At 70.3% G+C, this 17,926-nt stretch carries 17 protein-coding genes; 11 read left to right on the top strand and 6 right to left on the bottom strand.

Annotated features, from left to right (window positions below; all coding sequences use genetic code 11):
* Positions 1-12 precede the first annotated feature (12 nt).
* On the top strand, positions 13-423 hold the full coding sequence (locus tag ACZ60J_RS08850) for a Fur family transcriptional regulator (protein WP_250738278.1): 411 nt from the start codon (positions 13-15) through the stop codon (positions 421-423).
* A 169-nt stretch (positions 424-592) separates the two neighbouring features.
* On the opposite strand, the gene ACZ60J_RS08855 is transcribed toward ACZ60J_RS08850, so the two are convergent.
* Positions 593-1,048 (bottom strand): MarR family winged helix-turn-helix transcriptional regulator, encoded by a 456-nt coding sequence (locus ACZ60J_RS08855; protein WP_382966422.1) that lies wholly within the window; start codon positions 1,046-1,048, stop codon positions 593-595.
* A 94-nt stretch (positions 1,049-1,142) separates the two neighbouring features.
* Between ACZ60J_RS08855 and ACZ60J_RS08860 the strand changes: the two genes are divergently transcribed.
* Positions 1,143-1,475, top strand: coding sequence for a rhodanese-like domain-containing protein (locus ACZ60J_RS08860; RefSeq protein ID WP_469679917.1), 333 nt, complete (start codon positions 1,143-1,145; stop codon positions 1,473-1,475).
* Positions 1,476-1,510: 35 nt separating this feature from the next.
* Positions 1,511-2,089: a YceI family protein gene (locus ACZ60J_RS08865; RefSeq protein WP_274550934.1), complete on the top strand. Its 579-nt coding sequence runs from the start codon at positions 1,511-1,513 to the stop codon at positions 2,087-2,089.
* A 95-nt stretch (positions 2,090-2,184) separates the two neighbouring features.
* Here ACZ60J_RS08865 and ACZ60J_RS08870 read toward each other — a convergent pair whose 3' ends face one another.
* Complete coding sequence (locus ACZ60J_RS08870; protein ID WP_469679919.1) at positions 2,185-2,772, bottom strand: TetR/AcrR family transcriptional regulator; 588 nt, start codon at positions 2,770-2,772, stop codon at positions 2,185-2,187.
* Between the two features lie 409 nt (positions 2,773-3,181).
* Here ACZ60J_RS08870 and ACZ60J_RS08875 point away from each other — a divergent pair, with 409 nt between their 5' ends.
* From ACZ60J_RS08875 to ACZ60J_RS08900, 6 genes are read left to right on the top strand one after another with little or no spacing between them, the layout of a single operon-like run.
* Complete coding sequence (locus ACZ60J_RS08875) at positions 3,182-4,366, top strand: aminotransferase class I/II-fold pyridoxal phosphate-dependent enzyme (RefSeq protein WP_469679921.1); 1,185 nt, start codon at positions 3,182-3,184, stop codon at positions 4,364-4,366.
* Positions 4,356-4,880, top strand: a complete 525-nt coding sequence (locus ACZ60J_RS08880) for a DUF6190 family protein (RefSeq protein ID WP_469679923.1) — start codon at positions 4,356-4,358, stop codon at positions 4,878-4,880. The genes ACZ60J_RS08875 and ACZ60J_RS08880 overlap by 11 nt, the downstream gene beginning before the upstream one ends.
* A gap of 10 nt (positions 4,881-4,890) precedes the next feature.
* Positions 4,891-5,676: a dihydrodipicolinate synthase family protein gene (locus ACZ60J_RS08885; protein ID WP_469679925.1), complete on the top strand. Its 786-nt coding sequence runs from the start codon at positions 4,891-4,893 to the stop codon at positions 5,674-5,676.
* A complete protein-coding gene (locus ACZ60J_RS08890) occupies positions 5,664-6,503 on the top strand; it encodes an iron-containing redox enzyme family protein (protein ID WP_469679926.1) in 840 nt (279 codons plus the stop codon). The genes ACZ60J_RS08885 and ACZ60J_RS08890 overlap by 13 nt, the downstream gene beginning before the upstream one ends.
* Entirely contained in the window at positions 6,500-7,804 is a 1,305-nt protein-coding gene (locus tag ACZ60J_RS08895) for a methyltransferase domain-containing protein (RefSeq protein ID WP_469679927.1), read from the top strand. Before ACZ60J_RS08890 ends, ACZ60J_RS08895 begins: the two co-directional genes overlap by 4 nt.
* Positions 7,805-7,809: 5 nt before the next feature.
* Complete coding sequence (locus ACZ60J_RS08900) at positions 7,810-8,556, top strand: DsbA family oxidoreductase (protein WP_469679929.1); 747 nt, start codon at positions 7,810-7,812, stop codon at positions 8,554-8,556.
* Positions 8,557-8,610: 54 nt separating this feature from the next.
* On the opposite strand, the gene ACZ60J_RS08905 is transcribed toward ACZ60J_RS08900, so the two are convergent.
* The 4 genes from ACZ60J_RS08905 to ACZ60J_RS08920 form a co-directional block, all read right to left on the bottom strand.
* Positions 8,611-9,507 (bottom strand): geranyl diphosphate 2-C-methyltransferase, encoded by an 897-nt coding sequence (locus tag ACZ60J_RS08905; protein ID WP_469679930.1) that lies wholly within the window; start codon positions 9,505-9,507, stop codon positions 8,611-8,613.
* Between the two features lie 15 nt (positions 9,508-9,522).
* Positions 9,523-10,857 carry a family 2 encapsulin nanocompartment cargo protein terpene cyclase gene (locus ACZ60J_RS08910; protein WP_469679932.1) on the bottom strand — a complete coding sequence of 445 codons (1,335 nt, stop codon included), beginning with the start codon at positions 10,855-10,857 and terminating at the stop codon, positions 9,523-9,525.
* 101 nt (positions 10,858-10,958) lie between these two features.
* A complete protein-coding gene (locus tag ACZ60J_RS08915; protein ID WP_469679934.1) occupies positions 10,959-12,371 on the bottom strand; it encodes a family 2B encapsulin nanocompartment shell protein in 1,413 nt (470 codons plus the stop codon).
* Positions 12,372-12,906: 535 nt separating this feature from the next.
* The gene (locus ACZ60J_RS08920) at positions 12,907-13,545 is read right to left on the bottom strand and encodes a pyridoxamine 5'-phosphate oxidase family protein (RefSeq protein WP_469679936.1); all 639 of its coding nucleotides are present in this window, start codon (positions 13,543-13,545) and stop codon (positions 12,907-12,909) included.
* A 488-nt stretch (positions 13,546-14,033) separates the two neighbouring features.
* On the opposite strand from ACZ60J_RS08920, the gene ACZ60J_RS08925 reads away from it, so the two are divergent.
* Both ACZ60J_RS08925 and xdhB read left to right on the top strand, forming a co-directional pair.
* Positions 14,034-15,521, top strand: coding sequence for a xanthine dehydrogenase small subunit (locus ACZ60J_RS08925; protein WP_469679937.1), 1,488 nt, complete (start codon positions 14,034-14,036; stop codon positions 15,519-15,521).
* Positions 15,518-17,926: a xanthine dehydrogenase molybdopterin binding subunit gene (xdhB, locus tag ACZ60J_RS08930; RefSeq protein WP_469679938.1), complete on the top strand. Its 2,409-nt coding sequence runs from the start codon at positions 15,518-15,520 to the stop codon at positions 17,924-17,926. The genes ACZ60J_RS08925 and xdhB overlap by 4 nt, the downstream gene beginning before the upstream one ends.

Consider the following 17,926-nt stretch of genomic DNA (forward strand, 5'->3'; position numbering starts at 1 on the left):
CGGTGAGCCAATATGAGTGACCTGCTGGAGCGGCTGCGCGAACGCGGCTGGCGGATGACCTCGCAGCGGCGTGTGGTCGCCGAGGTGCTCGACGGTGACCACGTGCACCTCACGGCCGACGAGGTGCACGCCCGCGCGGTGGCGCGGTTGCCCGAGATCTCCCGCGCCACCGTCTACAACGCCCTGGGCGAGCTGGTCTCCCTCGGCGAGGTCATGGAGGTCACCACCGACGGCCGGGCCAAACGGTACGACCCCAACGCGCACCATCCGCACCAGCACCTCGTGTGCTCGGGCTGCGGCCTGATCCGCGACGTGCACCCCACCGGCGACCCGCTGGCCGGCCTCCCGGCCGAGGAGCGGTTCGGTTTCACGGTGTCCGGGGTCGAGGTCACCTACCGGGGGCTCTGCGCCTCCTGCGCATGAGGAACGGGCCGGGCCCGCCGCACGGAGCGGCGGGCCCGGCCCGGATTCGCCCGTACGGGTTTGCGCGCACGGTGCACGAGGTGGACGCGCCGTCCCGTCCGGGCTCCGACCTGCCCGGACGTCGACCTGCCCCGATGCCGGCAGGCCCGGACGCCGGCCCGGCCGGAGGTCAGCCCAGCCGGATGTCGGATTCGGGCTGGGCGACCTTGAACAGCGCGCGGGCGATCACCGCGGCGTCCTCGTCGGTGAGGTGCGCGGAGAAGTGCTTCTGGATGCTGCGCATGTAGACCGGGGCGGTCGCCCGGTGGGCCTCGGCCCCCGCCGGGGTGATGACGGCCCAGGAGGCCCGCTTGTCGTGGGGGTCGGGCAGCTTGTCCACGAGGCCGGCGCGCACCATCTCGTCGATCAGGCGGCTGACCCGGGTGCGGCTGAGGACGACCCGGTTGGCCACTTCCTGCATGCGCAGCCCGTGCTTCCCGGCCGCCTTGAGTTCGAGCAGTACGTCGTACCACGTCAAAGGGATCCGGCCGTCGCGCTGCACATCGTTCTCGATGGCGCGGACGGCGGTGTTGTGCGCGAGGAGCATCGCCCGCCACGCCTCGAGTCGATCATCCTGTCCGGTCACACCGCGATCCTACTCCCATTGCGTGCGCCCGCACATACTTGTTAAGGTGCGTGCGTACGCACTTATTGATCCTTGATTTTCGGAGGCTGGCTACATGGCGGTTCAGAACCTCTCCCGCGACGAGGTCAAGCAGAAGCTCGACGGCGGCAAGGCCGCGGTCGTCGAGGCCCTGCCCGAGCAGTACTACAAGGAGGCGCACCTGCCGGGCGCGCTGCTCCTCCCCGTCGACGACGTCGACGCGCTGGCCCCCGGTCTGCTCCCCGACAAGGACGCCGAGGTCATCGTCTACTGCACCGGTACGACCTGCTCCAACTCGGGAATCGCGGCCGAGCGGCTCGCGGAGCTCGGCTACTCGAAGGTCTTCACGTACAAGGACGGCAAGGAGGACTGGATCGGGGGCGGCCTCCCGACCGAGTCCGGCGTCTGAGCGCAGCGTCCACACACGAGCAGGAGGAACGGACGATGACCAGTAGCGCGACATCCCCGACCCGCACCGTAGACGGGGTCGAACTCCCCGCCGTGGGCGACTGGAAGGTCGACCCGGGGCACGCCGAGGTCGGGTTCCTCGGCCGGCACTTCATGCTCACGAAGGTGCGCGGCCGGTTCACCGGTGTCGACGCCACCGTCTACATCGGCGAGCGGCCCGAGGACAGCAAGGTCACCGCGGTGATCGACATGGCGAGCGTCAACAGCGGGGACACCGCCCGGGACGACCACCTGCGGTCCGCCGAGTTCTTCGACGTGGCCGAGCACCCCCGGGCGACGTTCACCTCGACGTCGGTGAGCTGGAACGGTACGAGCGGCACGCTCGCCGGAGATCTCACGATCAAGGGCTTCACCCGGCGCGTCGAGCTCGACGTCGACTACCTGGGCCACGCCAAGGACCCGTGGGGCAACGACCGTACGGTCTTCTCGGCGCGCGGCAAGATCAACCGCGAGGACTGGGGCCTGACCTGGAACATGGCCCTGGAAACCGGCGGGTTCCTGGTCTCCAAGGAGATCGAGCTCTCGCTGGAGATCGAGGCGGTCAGGGAGGTCTGACGCCCTGCGCGTCGCCCTGCCGGTCCCGGTACGGCCCCTGCCGTACCGGGACCACCCCTGCCCGCGTCCTGACCGCGTCGCCGACGACGTGACCGTCAGGTTTCCAGGACCCGCCGCACCATCTCGCCCAGTGCTCCGCGGATCCGGCTGTGGGTGAACTCACTGTCCCGCAGGGCCTGTTGGAGGTCGGCGTCGACCATGGCGAGCAGCAGGTGCGAGGTGGCCTGGGCGTCCAGCTCCGGCCGCGCCTCGGCCAGCAGGATGGCCAGGTGGCGCTGCCACAGGCAGTAGGAGCCGATCTGGTACCGGACGCCGGGCGCGGTGGTCTCGGAAAGCCGGACCAGCTCCAGGTTCGCGTCGAGGAGGTCCAGGTACGTATCGAAGAAGGCGGTGATCCGCGTGCTCGCGTCGGCTCCGGGCCCCAGGGGCGGCGGCCCGAACAGCATCCTGCTCTGGAGCTCGCGCTCCTGGGCGTCGAGCAGGGCCACGGCGAGCCCGGACTTGCTTCCGAACCGGCGGAACAGCGTGCCCTTGCCGACGCCCGCGCGCGCCGCGATGGCATCGAGGGACACGTTCTCGACCCCGTGCTCCCCGAAGAGCTCGGCGGCGACCACCAGGATGCGGTCGCGGTTGCGCGCCGCGTCCGCCCGCTCGCGGACCGGCTTCCGGATGAGCTCGGTCACTTCAGGCGACCCTCTGGTCATGCTGTGTCTTCGTCCGTGACGTCGTAGCCGTCCTGGTCGTCGTACTCGTCGCAGGTATGTGGGTTGTCGCGAGTGTACCCATCTCGGACATCATGTGCGCCTGGTGGGCCACGACCACACCTAACCCCCAACTGCCGTTCATCGCCGTTTGTTTGCTTGCCCCCGTGAACACGATGTGTCAGGGTCGTTGCCGAAACGGACCGCAGTCCGGTTACTCGGACACCATGACACAGCTCAAGGGCCGCCGCACTGCCTTCCCTTCAGAAGCCGGCCGCCCACGGGAGAGTTCCGTCAGCCCGACCGGCAGCTGATCCCGCCCACCGCGAACGCGCCGCGCCCCGAGCGCACACCACTCCCCCTGGCACGCCCGCCCTCGACCGGAGGAAGCATGACCACGCACATCAGCCCGGCCAGCCCGGACAACCAGCTCCTGGACCTGACCCAGCACGAGATCCAGGCGCTGCGCACCAGGTTCAACCTCGCCGACGCCCACACCCACCAGCAGCAGTCGGACAGCCAGCGCGAGATCGTCGCCCGGCTGCCCGAGCTCTGGTACGAGGCGGAGCGCGGGCTGCAGGCGACGGCCGAGGAGCGCTTCATCGAGGCCTTCTTCACCCTCCACCGCCAGGACACCGCCCTGGCCAGGAAGAAGACCCTGCTCTCCTACGCCGCGTCGATCTCGACGATGGTCGCCGGCATGTACCTCAAGCAGCAGCGCAAGTCGGTCACGCTGGTCGAGCCCTGCTTCGACAACCTCTACGACGTCCTGAACAACATGGGCGTGCCGATGTACCCGATCGAGGAGTCGGCGCTGCACGATCCGGACCGGATCTACTCGGAGCTCAAGCGCCTGGTCCGCACCGACGCCCTGTTCCTCGTCGACCCGAACAACCCCACCGGCTTCACGCTGCTCCAGCACGGCCGCAAGGGCTTCGAGGAGGTGGTCCGCTTCTGCAAGGACCACAACAAGCTGCTGGTCATCGACTTCTGCTTCGCCTCGTTCACGCTCTACGACGAGAAGCTCGCCCGCTTCGACATCTACGAGCTCCTGGAGAGCTCCGGCATCTCGTACCTGGCCATCGAGGACACGGGCAAGACCTGGCCCGTCCAGGACGCCAAGGCGGCCATGATCACGGCCAGCGACGACATCCGCGAGGACGTCTACAACCTGCACACCAGCGTGCTGCTCAACGTCTCGCCCTTCGTGCTCAACATGCTGACCCAGTACGTCCAGGACTCCACGCGCGACCAGCTCGCCTCCGTCCGCGAGGTCCTCACGCAGAACCGCGAGGCGATACGCAAGGCGATCGACGGCACGATCCTGGAGTACCAGGAGCCCGTCGCCGGGGTGAGCGTCGCCTGGGCGCGCATCAACCACCCGGAGCTGACCGCGACCGAACTGCAGCGCCTCCTGGCCGAGGCCGAGGTGTACGTCCTGCCGGGCCGGTTCTTCTACTGGAGCCAGCCCGACCGCGGCGAGGCCTTCGTCCGCTTCGCCCTCGCGCGCGACCCGCAGGTGTTCTCCGACGCCATGGCCCGGATGCGCGAGGTGCTCGACCGCCATGCCGTCTGACCCGACCGCCCCCGGCACGTACGGCGACGAGTACGCCGACGCCGCGCTCTTCCTCGGCATGAACAGCGAGGACGAGGACGTACGCCGCGCCTGCAAGGCCTTCTTCGTGGACCGGCTCGACGGCACCATTGTCATGAGCCTGGAGCAGGTGGGCCGCTGCGACGACATCATCTGGGGCTTCTCCCGCGAACTCCAGGACGCCTACTACCCGTTCATGGACAATCTGCACACCGTCATGGACATCCGGCGGCTCGGCTACGAGGAGGCCGACGTCCTGCGCGGCACCGGTGCGGAGCTGCCCCGGTCCCTTCCCGTGCACGAGCGGCTGCTCCTGGGCATGGTCCAGGGCCGCGAGGGGCTGCTGCACACGGCCAGCCCGCGCCTCGCCGCCACGACCGGGTTCGCGCTGCGCGCCGTGGCCGGCGCCGACGGGCCGGAAGCCCGCTTCCCCGAGCCGCTGGAGGGCCTCTACCAGCAGTCCCTCGCCCTGCGCGTGCCGGCCGAAGCCCTGTGACGGAGGACCGATGATCACCGGAATGACCACCGCGCTCGTCACCCCGGTCGACGCGGCGGGCGAGATCGACGAGAAGAGCACGGCCCGCCTGATCGCGACCGTACGGCCTTACGCGGACGCCCTGTTGCCCGCGCTGAGCACCGGCGAGGGGGGATCCCTCTCGGACCGGCAGTGGCGGGACACCGTGACCTCCGCCGTGCGGTACGCCGACGGGTTACCCGTCCTGGCCGGCATCCTGCGGCCCACCACCGCCGAGGCCCTCGCCCTCGCCCGCGGTGCGGGCGGACTCGGCGCCGCCGCGGTCGTGGTCACCACCCCGTACGGGGCGGACGTGACGCAGGAGGAGATGTACCGCCACTTCGAGGCCGTGGCCGGAGCGGGACTGCCCGTGATCGTCTACCACGAGTCGGCCGTCTCCGGGAACGGCATCGAACTCGGGACCCTGCTGCGCATCTGCGCGCTGCCGGGGGTGGCCGGGGTCAAGGACTCCGCAGGGGACCCCGATTTCACCCGGGCACTGCTCGCCGCCGGCCCGGGCGTACCCGTGGTCCAGGGGCTCGAACACCTCCTGCTGGACTCCGGGCCCGTCGACGGCTGGGTCGTGGCTCTCGGCAACGTCGAACCGGAGCTCTGCAAGGCCCTGTTGACCGACCGGAGCGAGGAGCGGGCGGCACAACTGCACGCCGCCTACGCCCGGTACGGCCTGGACCGGGACGACTGGTACCGCTCGCTGAAGACCGAACTGCTGCGGCGCGCCGTGATCGAGACCGACCGGGAGGTCCCGTGCTCAACGTGACACCGAAGCCCACCGACAGCCCCCTCAAGCGGCTGTTCCTCCTCAACCGCGCCCTCCACAACTCCACGGACCTCGCCCTGATCGAGGACCTGGAGGCGGCCTGGATCGAGCCCCTGGTCGAGGAGCTCGCCGAGCGCACGCCGCCGCTCGCCGACCGCGCGGAGTGGAAGGAGCGCCTCGCCGGGCTGCTGGCCCTCGAACGCGAGGGCAGCGCGGCCGGAAGCTTCCTCGCCGAGAAGGCCACCCGGGAGCAGTTCGCCCACGTCGTGCGGGAGTTCGCCCTCGACGGACTGACCGAGGCGCAGAACTTCTTCCCTGCGATACCCCGACTCCCCCTCCGCGCACAGATGGCCGTGATGCGGGTGCTCATCGACGAGTTCGGCTGCGGCAACCTCCAGCAGACCCACTCCAAGCTCTACCTCGACCTGCTCGCCGAACTGGGGCTCCCCCAGGAGCTGGAGAGCTTCCTCGACACCACCTCCGACGAGACGTACGCCTTCCTCAACGTCTTCTACTGGCTCACCCAGCGCGCCGCCGACGTCGAGTACTTCCTCGGCGCCCTCGCCTACCTGGAGGCGAGCATCCCCGACGCCTTCACCGTGCAGGCCCGCGCCTGTACCCGGCTCGGGATCGCGCAGGGCCGGTACTACACCGAACACCTGCACATCGACACCTTCCACATGCGGGAGATGCAGACCGCGATCAAGGAGTACGAGGCGGTGCGCGGGCTCGACGCGACGAAGCTCTGGGTCGGTGCGCAGCTGCTGTCCGGGCTGATCGGGGGCGCCTTCGAGGCCGCCGTGGCGCGTGCGCGGGAGGAGGCATGAGCGACGCCGTCCTGGAAGAGCTGCCGGGCGACCGGGTGCGGGTCCGCGTCGCGGGCCGGGAGTTCGTGATCGACGCCGCCTGTACGCACCGGCTCGGCCGGCTCGTGCACGGGCAGGTCAATCCGCGGACCCTGCGCATCACCTGCCCGCTGCACGGCACCGGCTTCGACCTCGCCACCGGCTGCCCGGCGTCCGGCGCGGCGGCGGAGCCGCTGACGGTGCACCACGCGGGCGTGCTCGGGCAGTTGTACGCGCCGCAGGACGTCTGGCTGCCGGCCTCCGAGCGGCTCCTCGAATGGGACGACGGCTTCCACGACCTCATGCTGGGCGACCGGCTGCGCATGGCCGCATACAAGGCGGCCGTCACCGAGGCGGTGCGGCCGGGCGCCACCGTCCTCGACCTGGGCACCGGTACCGGCATCCTGGCCCAGTGGGCGCTGGAGGCGGGAGCGGCCCGGGTCTACGGCATCGACCTCAACGAGAAGATCCTGCAGACCGCGACGCGCCGGCTCACCGAGGCGGGGTTCGGGGACCGTTTCCATCCGCTGCGCGGGTTCTCCTTCGACATCGAGCTGCCCGAGCGGGTGGACCTGATCATCTCCGAGATCATGGGCAACCTCGCCGACAACGAGAACTGCGTCGCGATCCTCGACGACGCCCGCAGCCGCTTCCTGCGGCCGGGCGGCGCGATGCTCCCGGTGGCCGTGGAGAGCTATCTCGTACCGGTCACCGCGGAGGTGGCGCACACCACGGTGCGCGACGGCTCGCCGCAGGACGCCGGAAGCCCGGCGGAGTTCGCCGAGCTGCTGAAGGGGCGCGGCGCGCGGGACGCCTTCGACCTCTACTACGACGCGATCATCCCGGTCGGCGGCCAGCTCTCGGCGCCGCGGCTCCTGCGCCGGTACGTCTTCGAGGGGGCGCACGGCGCGCAGGAGACCTCGTACGAGGTCCCGCTCGTGTACACCGTCCAGCGGGCGGGGCTGTTCACCGGCTTCAAGGGGTACTTCGTGGCCACCCTCTCGGACACCGTGGCGCTGGACATCTCCGGCGACGAGGTGGCGGCGGAGGATCCGCAGGCCCGTACGACCTCGGACAGCTGGAAGCACGCCTACCTGCCGGTCCGGGACGCCGTGCCGGTGCGGCCGGGCGACCGGATCGCGCTCACCTTCTCCAGGCGGCACCCGGCGGACACCGGATCCGGATCCTTCGGACAGGTCTACGGATGGGAGGGCTCGGTCGTCTCCGGGGACGTCACCGTGGCCCGCTTCTCCCACAGCACCCGGCCCGGACAGGAAGGCTGACCCCTGTGACAACGACGACCGCGACAGGAACGCCCGGAGCGACGAGCAGCGGGGGCGTGGACCCGCGGTTGCCGGCGACGCCCGACACGATCAGCGTCTACACCGATCTGAACTGCTCCTTCGCCCATGTGGCCGTCCACCGGCTGCACGAGACCCGGCGCAAGCTGGGTCTCGAGGGCCGGATCTGGTTCGACTTCCGGGCCTTCCCCCTGGAGTTGTTCAACCGGGAGGTCAACGCCCGTCCCGGCGTCGACTCCGAGATCTCGGTGCTCGGCGCGCTCGAACCGGAGGCGGGCTGGCAGTTGTGGCAGGGGCCGGACTGGGCCTACCCGGTCACCACCCTGCCGGCGCTCGAAGCGGTGCACGCGGCCAAGTCCCAGTCCCTGGAGGCCAGTGAACGGCTCGACCGGGCACTGCGGCGTGCCTTCTGGGCGGAGGGCCGCTGCATCTCGATGCGCCACGTCATCCTGGAGGTGGCCGCCGCGACGGGCGCCGTCGAGGTGGATGAGCTCGCGGGCGCCCTGGACACGGGCTCGGCGCGGGCCGCCGTGACGGCCCAGTACGAGTCGGCGCGCGAGGGACGGGTCAACTGCAGCCCCCACGTGTTCCTCCACGACGGCACCGACATGGCCAACCCCGGCATCGAGGCGCGCTGGGTGAACGGCGACTTCGGACGGGGCTTCCCCGTGATCGACCAGGACCGCCCGGAGGTCTACGAGGAACTCCTCGCGCGTGCGGCCCGGTTGCTCTGAGCCTCGTCCCGTGGCCGGGCCCGTCCGTACGACGGGCCCGGCCGCGGGCGTTCGTCAGATGCGGTCGGCCGCGATCAGGACGTACTGGAAGGAGCCGTCCTTGTAGGACTCGATGAACGCCTCCTCGATGCCGGTGACCAGCGAGGACGTGGCCCGCAGCTCCCAGTAGGGCAGGGTCGCGGGGGTCAGGTCGATGACGGCCTGCGGTACGAGGCGGTTGTCCGCCATGGCCTTCAGGTACTCGCGGCGGGAGTGGATGTTGCACTCGAAGTGCGCGTTGATCTGGGAGACCCACTTCGAGGGCTGGCCGTACCGCGGGTTCCAGCAGCCGGTGATGGTCACGTACCGGCCGCCGACCTTGAGGACGCGGGAGTGCTCGGCGAAGAGGTCGTCCAGGTCGACGTACATGCTCGACTCGTTGTTCCAGGACGCCGTGATCCGGCCGGTCTCGAAGGGCGTGCCGAGCATGTTGCAGACGCGGGCCCGGACGTGGTCCTCGATGCCGAGCTCACGGGCGCGCTGGTTGGCGAAGTCGGCCTGCTTGGCGGACAGGGTGACGCCCTCGACCTTGGCTCCGAAGCGCTGGTGGGCCATCACCATCGAACCGCCGCGGCCGCAGCCGGCGTCGACGAGCGTGTCCTCGCGGGTGACGGGGCCGAGGTGGTCCAGGAGGACTTCGGCCTGCGCCGACTCCAGCCGGTGGAGCTCGGCGACCAGCTTCTTCTCGTAGGCGCTGTCGCCGGTGTCGCCGAGGGCGGAGTGGTCGACGTCGCCGATGCCGTAGTGGTGGTGGTAGAGGCCGTCCACGTCGCCGAGGCGCAGGTTCACGGGCCTGGCTTCGTTGTTCCAGTAGCGGGCGATGTCCCCTTGGTACGGGGTGGCCGGCCCGGGGATGATCACGGGGGCCGGGGTGGTGGCGTTGGCGGTGGTGTTCAGGTCAATGCTGGTCACGAATAGGTCCGTCCTTTACCAGAAGTCGGGCAGGCTGTAGCGATAGGTGTTGGTCTGATGCCAGTAGTGGTTGCCGTCGACCCAGACGGCGACTCCCCGCAGGAAGCGCAGCACGCTGGGGACGGGGCAGGCCGCGGCCAGGGCGGCGGCCTCCGCTTCGAAGGCGTGCATGAGGTCGTTGTGGACCTCGACCGCCTTCAGGTAGCCCTCCTTGTCGGAGGTCCCCTCCCGGTCGGCGATCACCACGGGAAGGTTCATGTGCCTTACGGGGGCGGCCAGTTCCTTGGTGTAGGAGTACAGGTCGTTGACGATCGTGGTGGCGTTCCCGGCGAGCGCGATGACCCGTTGCATGGCTGCCTGGGCGTGCAGATCGGCCGGGAGCTCGTACCCGCCGACGGTGTCGGTGATGGTGGGGCAGGGGCGGAAGTTGTTGAACTGCCGCATGGCCAGGTACTCCCACACCTCGGGGACGTACTCCGTCTGGCTCCAGGCCGCCTCGGCGAGGTACCCCAGGTGCAGCCGGGCCATGTCGTGCCGGTAGCGGTCCGCCTGCGAGGGGGTGGCCTGCCGGACGAAGTACTCCATGGCGGAGGTGTAGGCGCGCCGGGGCGCGTCCGACCGGAGCGACTCCGCCCACTGCGGTTCGTACTCCTTCGTCGTGTGGAGGGGGTCGATGGCGGTGTGCGCCAGCAGGAGGCGTCCGCCGAGGCCGATGGGCGAGCCTCCGTGGTCCTCGCAGTAGCAGTCGTCGACCGCGTTCTCGGCGACCATCAGCCGGGTGGCGACCATCAGGTGCTCGATGGTGGGAGCGTCCGGGTGGCAGGCCACCATGTAGCGCCCGACGTGGAAGCCGTCGAACTGGTTCTCCCAGGCATCGGGGAACAGGTCGACCTCCTCCACCGCCCAGGCCTTGATCCGCCGGCTGACCTCTTCCACCCGCACCGGGTCGGGCTCCGGGACGGGGTGGTAGTAGAGGCCGGGGATCGGGTTCCCGGCGGCCGGGGCCGCTGGTTCCGCAACCGCCGCGGGTGCGGGGAGCTCCTCCCGGCGGGCCGGGTGCAGGCCCTCCGTGCCCAGGCCGCTGGGTCCGCTCAGCAGCCTTCGCAGGGCGGCGCTCGGGGCGGGTAAGACGGCCGGGTCGACCGTGGTGGACGGCGCCGCCGTGGTGGACGGCGCCGCCGATGGCGACGGGAAGGGCAGGCCGGGTCCTGTGGGCAGGCCCGGCAGTACGGGCGCACCCGGCAGGCCGCCGGTCGCGCGGGTCTGGGCGCTGCCGAGGACGTGCGCCCCGAACGCGGCGGCGGCACCGGGCAGGCTCGACTGCACGGGGGAAAGCCCGGGCTCGGGCATCCGTGACTCCTTGGTGAGATGGGTGGTCCGTCCCGGATCCCGGGCGCGCTCGGCCGGCCCGGGAGGGTCCGGGCTGTGGTCGTACGGGGCCTGCCGGCCGGTCAGTCGCTCCGGCGGGCGATCTGGACGTTCTCCATGACGCCGAGGGCGTCGGGCACCAGGATCGCGGCGGAGTAGTAGGTGGTGACCAGGTAGGAGATGATCGACTTCTCGTCGATGCCCATGAAGCGGACCGACAGGCCCGGCTCGTACTCCTCCGGCAGGCCGGTCTGGCGCAGGCCGATGACGCCCTGGTTGTCCTCGCCGGTGCGCATGGCGAGGATCGAGCTGGTGTTCTCCTTGCTGATGGGGATCTTGTTGCACGGCAGGATCGGGACCCCGCGCCAGGCCGGGACCTGCTGTCCGCCCACGTCCACGTGGTCCGGGTAGAGCCCGCGGGCGTTCATCTCTCGGCCGATCGCCGCGATCGTGCGGGGGTGGGCGAGGAAGAGCTTGGTGCCGCGGCGGCGGCAGAGCAGTTCGTCCATGTCGTCCGGGGTGGGCGGGCCGGAGTGGGTCTGGATCCGCTGCTTGAAGGCGGCGTTGTGGAGCAGGCCGAACTCCCGGTTGTTCACCAGCTCGTGTTCCTGGCGCTCGCGCAAGGCCTCGATGGTGAGGCGGAGTTGCTCCTCGGTCTGGTTCATCGGGCCGTTGTAGAGGTCGGCGACCCTCGTGTGGACCCGCAGGACGGTCTGGGCGATGGAGAGCTCGTACTCGCGCGGCTTCGACTCGTAGTCCACGAAGGTGCCGGGCAGTTCGGCCTCGCCGGTGTGGCCGGCCGACATCGCGATCTCGGCCTCGCCGTGCTTGTTCTGCCGCTGCAGGGGCAGCGAGCTGAACCGCTGGATGTGCTCCTGGAGGTGCGGAGCCGAGTTCACGATGCCCGCGAAGTCGGCGCGGGAGAGCGTGAGGAGCGTTCCGGGGGTCTCGGCGGTGGCGGTGTAGTCCCACCGGGCGTCCGCGTCCAACAGGGCGTTCTCGCCGAACCGGTCGCCGTCGGCGAGCACCGCGACGGAGATCTCGTCGCCGTACTTGCCCGCGGAGGTCTGGCTGATCCGGCCGTGGGCGATCAAGTGGATCTGCTCGGCGGGGGCACCCCGCTCGACCAGCACCTCCCCGGCACGGAAATCGCGCTGGACGCAGCGGCCGGCGATCGCCGTCAGCACTTCTTCGTCGTCGAAGCCGCGCAGCAGGGCCAGTTCGCCCAGTTCGCGCGGGATCACCTGGACACGGGCACCGTCCTGGACGAACTCGATGCTCCCGTCGCCGACGGTGTAGCTCAGTCGGCGGTTCACCCGGTAGGCGCCGCCCTTGGTCTCCACCCACGGCAGCATCCTCAGCAGCCAGCGGGAGGTGATCTCCTGCATCTGCGGGGCGGACTTGGTCGTGGTGGCAAGGTTGCGGGCGGCCGACGTGCCCAGGCTGGACTGCTTGGGCGGATCCAGCTGTGCTTCCGGGCTGGTGTCAACGGTCATCGGTCGAGCTCTCCTTCATCACCGGGGTAAGGCAGGGAGACGTCTGGGCGTCCGCCCAGATCCCGGGGAACCGTAACCGCGGAGATCCCCGGCCGACCGTGCAAAAACGTTGTCGTTGCTTCCTTCCGGTGATCCTGCGCCGCGGGTGGTTTATTCGGCGGACCAACGATTTTCGGCCGGGACCGCAGCCGCCCGGCCACGCCCTCGGCGCCGCATGCCGAAGCCCGGCCGGACGGGAATCGACTCATAGGTCATTTACAAGGAGAACTGGATCAAGAGAGCCGCAGATGCGAGCCCAGGTGGCATATATGCCTCTTGGATGATTCACTGTGTCCGGACCGGCCGCACCAGCCGGTTTCCGTGTCCGGGACCAGTCGACCCATCGGGTCGGCCCTTGGTTCACTGGCTGCGGACACCCGCTCCCCGGGCTGCTTGCGGCTCTCGCTGTCACGGGAAGCGCGGTGAAGGAAGCCCCCTGCTCGCCGATCGCGGTGTTCGCCGAGCAGGGGGCTCCGTCTGATCCGTTCGCATCCGGTCAGATGTACATGTTCTTCTCGTCGTACGAGGGCCCGTAGTAGCGCTCCAGCTCCTCCAGGGACTCGTGCGTGCGCTCCAGCCCCTTGGAGATCCTCGCCCGGGAAGGGGCTGCTTCGGGGTTCCAGGTTCCCGGCTTCCACAGGGCCGAGCGCACGAAGGCCCGGGAGCAGTGGAAGTAGACCTGCTCGACCTCCACGAGGAGGGCGAGGGTGGGCCGGTGCCCCTGGACGGTCAGGTCGTCGAAGAAGGGCGCGTCGCGCAGCAGCCGGGCCCGGCCGTTGATCCGGAGCGAGTCCCCGCGGCCCGGTATCAGGAAGAGCAGACCGACGTGGGGGTTGGTGAGGACGTTGCGGAAGCCGTCCGCTCGGCGGTTTCCGGGACGGTCCGGGATCACGAGGGTGGTGTCGTCCAGGACCTTGGCGAAGCCGGCCGGGTCGCCCTTGGGCGAGACGTCGCAGGTGCCGTCGGCGGCGGAGGTGGAGATCAGGCAGAGCGGAGAGTGCTCCAGCCACTGCACGTGGTACTCGTGGAGGGTCCGCCGTTCCTTCCCGCGGGCCACCGCGGTCGGCTCACCGAGGAGCTCGCGCAGTTCCCCCTCGGTGGTGATCTCGTCGAACGCCCCTGATTCCGCAGCCACTTTTCCCGCTCCCGCCTGCTCGCGCGCAGCCCTCCGTGGCCGCCCTGCGGCTACTGTGCCACTGGTCGCACGTACGAAGGAGCACCCCCTACGAGCGGCGGCGTTCATGGAATCGTCCGAATTGGTCCTTGACCGATCAACCTTCGGCACGTAACTTCGACCGCACCAACTCGAGAGCCCCCCTGGAAGGAGGCGAAGCCGGATGTCCACCCTCTCCGTATCGCTTCGCCTCGCCCACCAGACCGCTTGGGCTCCGGGTCGGGTTGCACACGGCTGCTGAACGGCTCCCGCTACCGAACAGCCCCCTGCCCGGCGTGCCCGATCGCGGCCCCGGAATTCTTCCTTCACTCTGTCACCACTTGCGGCGCCTCCTTGCGCGCCGATCCGTCGCGAACCGGATCCATCGAGCCGCGACCACTGAACGAGAAAGCTCCTGCCATGGCGACCAGTACAGTCCGACCGACCGCGCCCCGAAACGAGGTCGCACCGTGGTAGCGGCGCGGATCACGGTCAACGGGAAAGAAACACCGATCGCCCCGGCCGCAGCCCACACCACGGTGCTGGACTTCCTGCGCGACCGCGGCCTCACCGGCACCAAGGAGGGCTGCGCCGAAGGCGAATGCGGCGCCTGTTCGGTGCTCGTGGCCCGCCCGGGCGTGCACAAGCCCACCGACTGGGTGGCGGTCAACGCCTGCCTGGTTCCGGCCCTGGCGCTCGACGGCCAGGAGGTCATCACCTCCGAAGGCCTCGCCACCGTCGACGAAGCCGGCGCAGCCACCGCGCTGCACCCCGTACAGGAGGAGATGGCCGTCCGCGGCGGCTCCCAATGCGGTTACTGCACACCGGGGTTCATCTGCAGCATGGCCTCCGAGTACTACCGGCCCGACCGCTGCGCACACGCCGAACCGGCCGCCGAGCCGGCCGCGGATTCCGCCGACGGCGCCGACTCCGAGCACGGCCCGAACGGTTTCGATCTGCACGCGCTGAGCGGAAACCTGTGCCGCTGCACCGGCTACCGCCCCATCCGCGATGCCGCGTTCGCCGTCGGCTCGCCCGCCGAGGACGACGTACTGGCGCAGCGTCGCGAGCAGTCCCCGCCGCAGGCCGCCGCCACCGAATACACCCGGGACGACAGCGCGTTCATCCGTCCCGGCACCCTCGCGGAGACGGTGCGACTGCTGGGCGAGCGGCCCGAGGCGGTGGTGGTCGCCGGTAGCACCGACTGGGGCGTGGAGGTGAACATCCGCTCCCGCCGCGCAAGTTGCGTGGTCGCGGTCGACCGGCTGCCCGAACTGCGGGAACTGCGCGTCGAGTCCGACCACATCGAGATCGGAGCGGCGCAGACGCTCACCGAGATCGAACGCCGTCTCGACGGCAGTGTCCCGCTCCTGGCCGAGCTGTTCCCGCAGTTCGCCTCCCGGCTCATCCGCAACAGCGCCACCCTCGGCGGCAACCTGGGTACCGGCTCCCCCATCGGTGACAGCCCGCCGGTACTGCTCGCGCTGGAGGCCTCGCTGCTGCTGGCGGGCGCCGACGGTGAGCGCGAGGTCCCCCTGGCCGACTACTTCACCGGCTACCGGCAGAGCGTGCGCCGTCCCGGCGAGCTGATCCGCGCGGTGCGCATCCCGCTGCCGCTGTCGCCCGTCACGGCCTTCCACAAGATCGCCAAGCGGCGCTTCGACGACATCTCCAGCGTGGCGGTCGCCTTCGCGCTCGACATCGAGGACGGGACCGTCCGCAAGGCGCGCATCGGCCTGGGCGGCGTGGCCGCCACCCCGATCCGCGCCCTCTCCACCGAGGCTGCCCTGGAGGGCAGGCCGTGGACGGCGGAGACCGTCGAGGCCGCGGCCCGGGTCCTGCGGGCCGAGGGCACCCCGATGGACGACCACCGCGCCAGCGCCCTCTACCGCTCCGCGATGCTCGGCCAGAGCCTGAACAAGCTGTACGCGCAAACCACCGAGGCGGTGTCGTCATGAGCCAGTTGTCCGAGCGTCCCGAAAAGCCCGTCGTCGGTCTGTCGATGCCGCACGAGAGCGCGAACCTGCACGTCACCGGTGCGGCGCTCTACACCGACGACCTGGTCCACCGCACCAAGGACGTCCTGCACGCCTACCCGGTCCAGGTCATGAAGGCCCACGGCAGGATCACGGCGCTGCGCACCGAGCCGGCACTCGCCGTGCCCGGTGTGGTCCGCGTACTGACCGGGGCCGACGTGCCCGGCGTCAACGACGCGGGGATGAAGCACGACGAGCCGCTGTTCCCCGACACGGTCATGTTCCACGGCCACGCGGTGGCCTGGGTCCTGGGCGAGACCGTGGAGGCGGCCCGGCTCGGTGCGGCGGCCGTCGAGGTGGAACTCGACGAACAGCCCTCCGTGATCACCCTGCGGGAGGCGATCGAGACCGAGAGCTTCCACGGCGCCCGGCCCATGATGGTGACCGGTGACGTGGACGCCGGTTTCGAGGACTCCGCGCACGTGTTCACCGGGGAGTTCCAGTTCTCCGACCAGGAGCACTTCTATCTCGAAACGCACGCGGCGCTCGCCCTCCTGGACGAGAACGGGCAGGTGTTCGTCCAGAGCAGCACCCAGCACCCCTCGGAGACGCAGGAGATCGTCGCCCACGTACTCGGCCTGCACAGCCACGAGGTGACGGTGCAGTGCCTGCGGATGGGCGGCGGTTTCGGCGGCAAGGAGATGCAGCCGCACGGGTTCGCGGCCGTCGCCGCGCTCGGCGCCAAGCTCACCGGCCGGCCGGTCCGGGTACGGCTCAACCGGACCCAGGACCTGACCATGTCCGGCAAGCGCCACGGGTTCCACGCCACGTGGAGGATCGGCTTCGACGCCGAGGGCCGCATCCAGGCCCTGGACGCCACCCTGACCGCCGACGGCGGCTGGAGCCTGGACCTGTCCGAGCCCGTGGTGGCCCGCGCGCTGTGCCACATCGACAACACGTACTGGATCCCCAACGCGCGCGTCGCAGGCCGGATCGCCAAGACCAACAAGGTCTCCAACACGGCCTTCCGCGGCTTCGGCGGCCCCCAGGGCATGCTGGTGATCGAGGACATCATGGGCCGGTGCGCGCCGCTGCTCGGCCTGGACCCGATGGAGCTGCGCGAGCGCAACTTCTACCGTCAGGGCCAGTCGACCCCGTACGGTCAGCCCGTCTCCCACCCCGAGCGGATCTCCGGCGTCTGGAACCAGGTCAAGGAAGACGGCGCCCTGGCCGAGCGCAGGCGCGAGATCGCGGCCTTCAACGCCGCGCACCCGCACACCAAGCGGGCGCTCGCGCTGACCGGGATCAAGTTCGGCATCTCCTTCAACCTCACCGCCTTCAACCAGGCCGGTGCGCTGGTGCTGGTCTACAAGGACGGCTCCGTCCTGATCAACCACGGCGGCACCGAGATGGGTCAGGGCCTGCACACCAAGATGCTGCAGGTGGCCGCGACCACGCTGGGCATCCCGCTGCACAAGGTGCGGCTCGCCCCGACGCGCACCGACAAGGTGCCCAACACCTCGGCGACCGCCGCGAGTGCGGGGGCGGACCTCAACGGCGCGGCGGTGAAGAACGCCTGCGAGCAGATCCGGGACCGGCTGCTCCAGGTGGCCGGCACGCAGCTGGGTACGAACGCCTCGGACGTGCGCATCGTCGAGGGCGTCGCACGCGCCCTCGGCGTCGACAAGGAGCTGGCCTGGGACGACCTGGTGCGCACCGCGTACTTCCAGCGGGTCCAGCTCTCGGCGGCCGGTTTCTACCGGACCGAGGGGCTGCACTGGGACGCGAAGGCGTTCCACGGCTCGCCGTTCAAGTACTTCTCCTACGGGGCGGCCGCGACCGAGGTGGAAGTGGACGGCTTCACCGGTGCGTACCGGATCCGGCGGGTGGACATCGTCCACGATGTCGGCGACAGCCTCTCCCCGATGATCGACATCGGTCAGGTCGAGGGCGGCTTCGTCCAAGGCGCGGGCTGGCTGACGCTGGAGGACATGCGCTGGGACTCCGGGGACGGCCCGAACCGCGGCCGCCTGCTCACCCAGGCCGCGAGCACCTACAAGCTGCCGAGCTTCTCGGAGATGCCCGAGGAGTTCAACGTCAGGCTGATGGAGAACGCCACCGAGGAGGGCGCCGTCTACGGGTCCAAGGCGGTCGGTGAGCCCCCGCTGATGCTGGCCTTCTCGGTGCGGGAGGCCCTGCGCCAGGCGGCCGCGGAGTTCGGGCCCGCCGGAGTCGGCGTGGAGCTGGCCTCGCCGGCCACGCCGGAGGCGGTGTACTGGGCGATCGAGGGAGCCCGCCGGGGCGGTGCGGCGCCGCACGAGGAGCGGGCGTCCGACGACGGCGGGATCCTCGCCGGTGCCGATGCAAGCGCTTTGAGCAATGTCTGA

Source organism: Streptomyces sp. NPDC104226 (assembly GCF_055584085.1).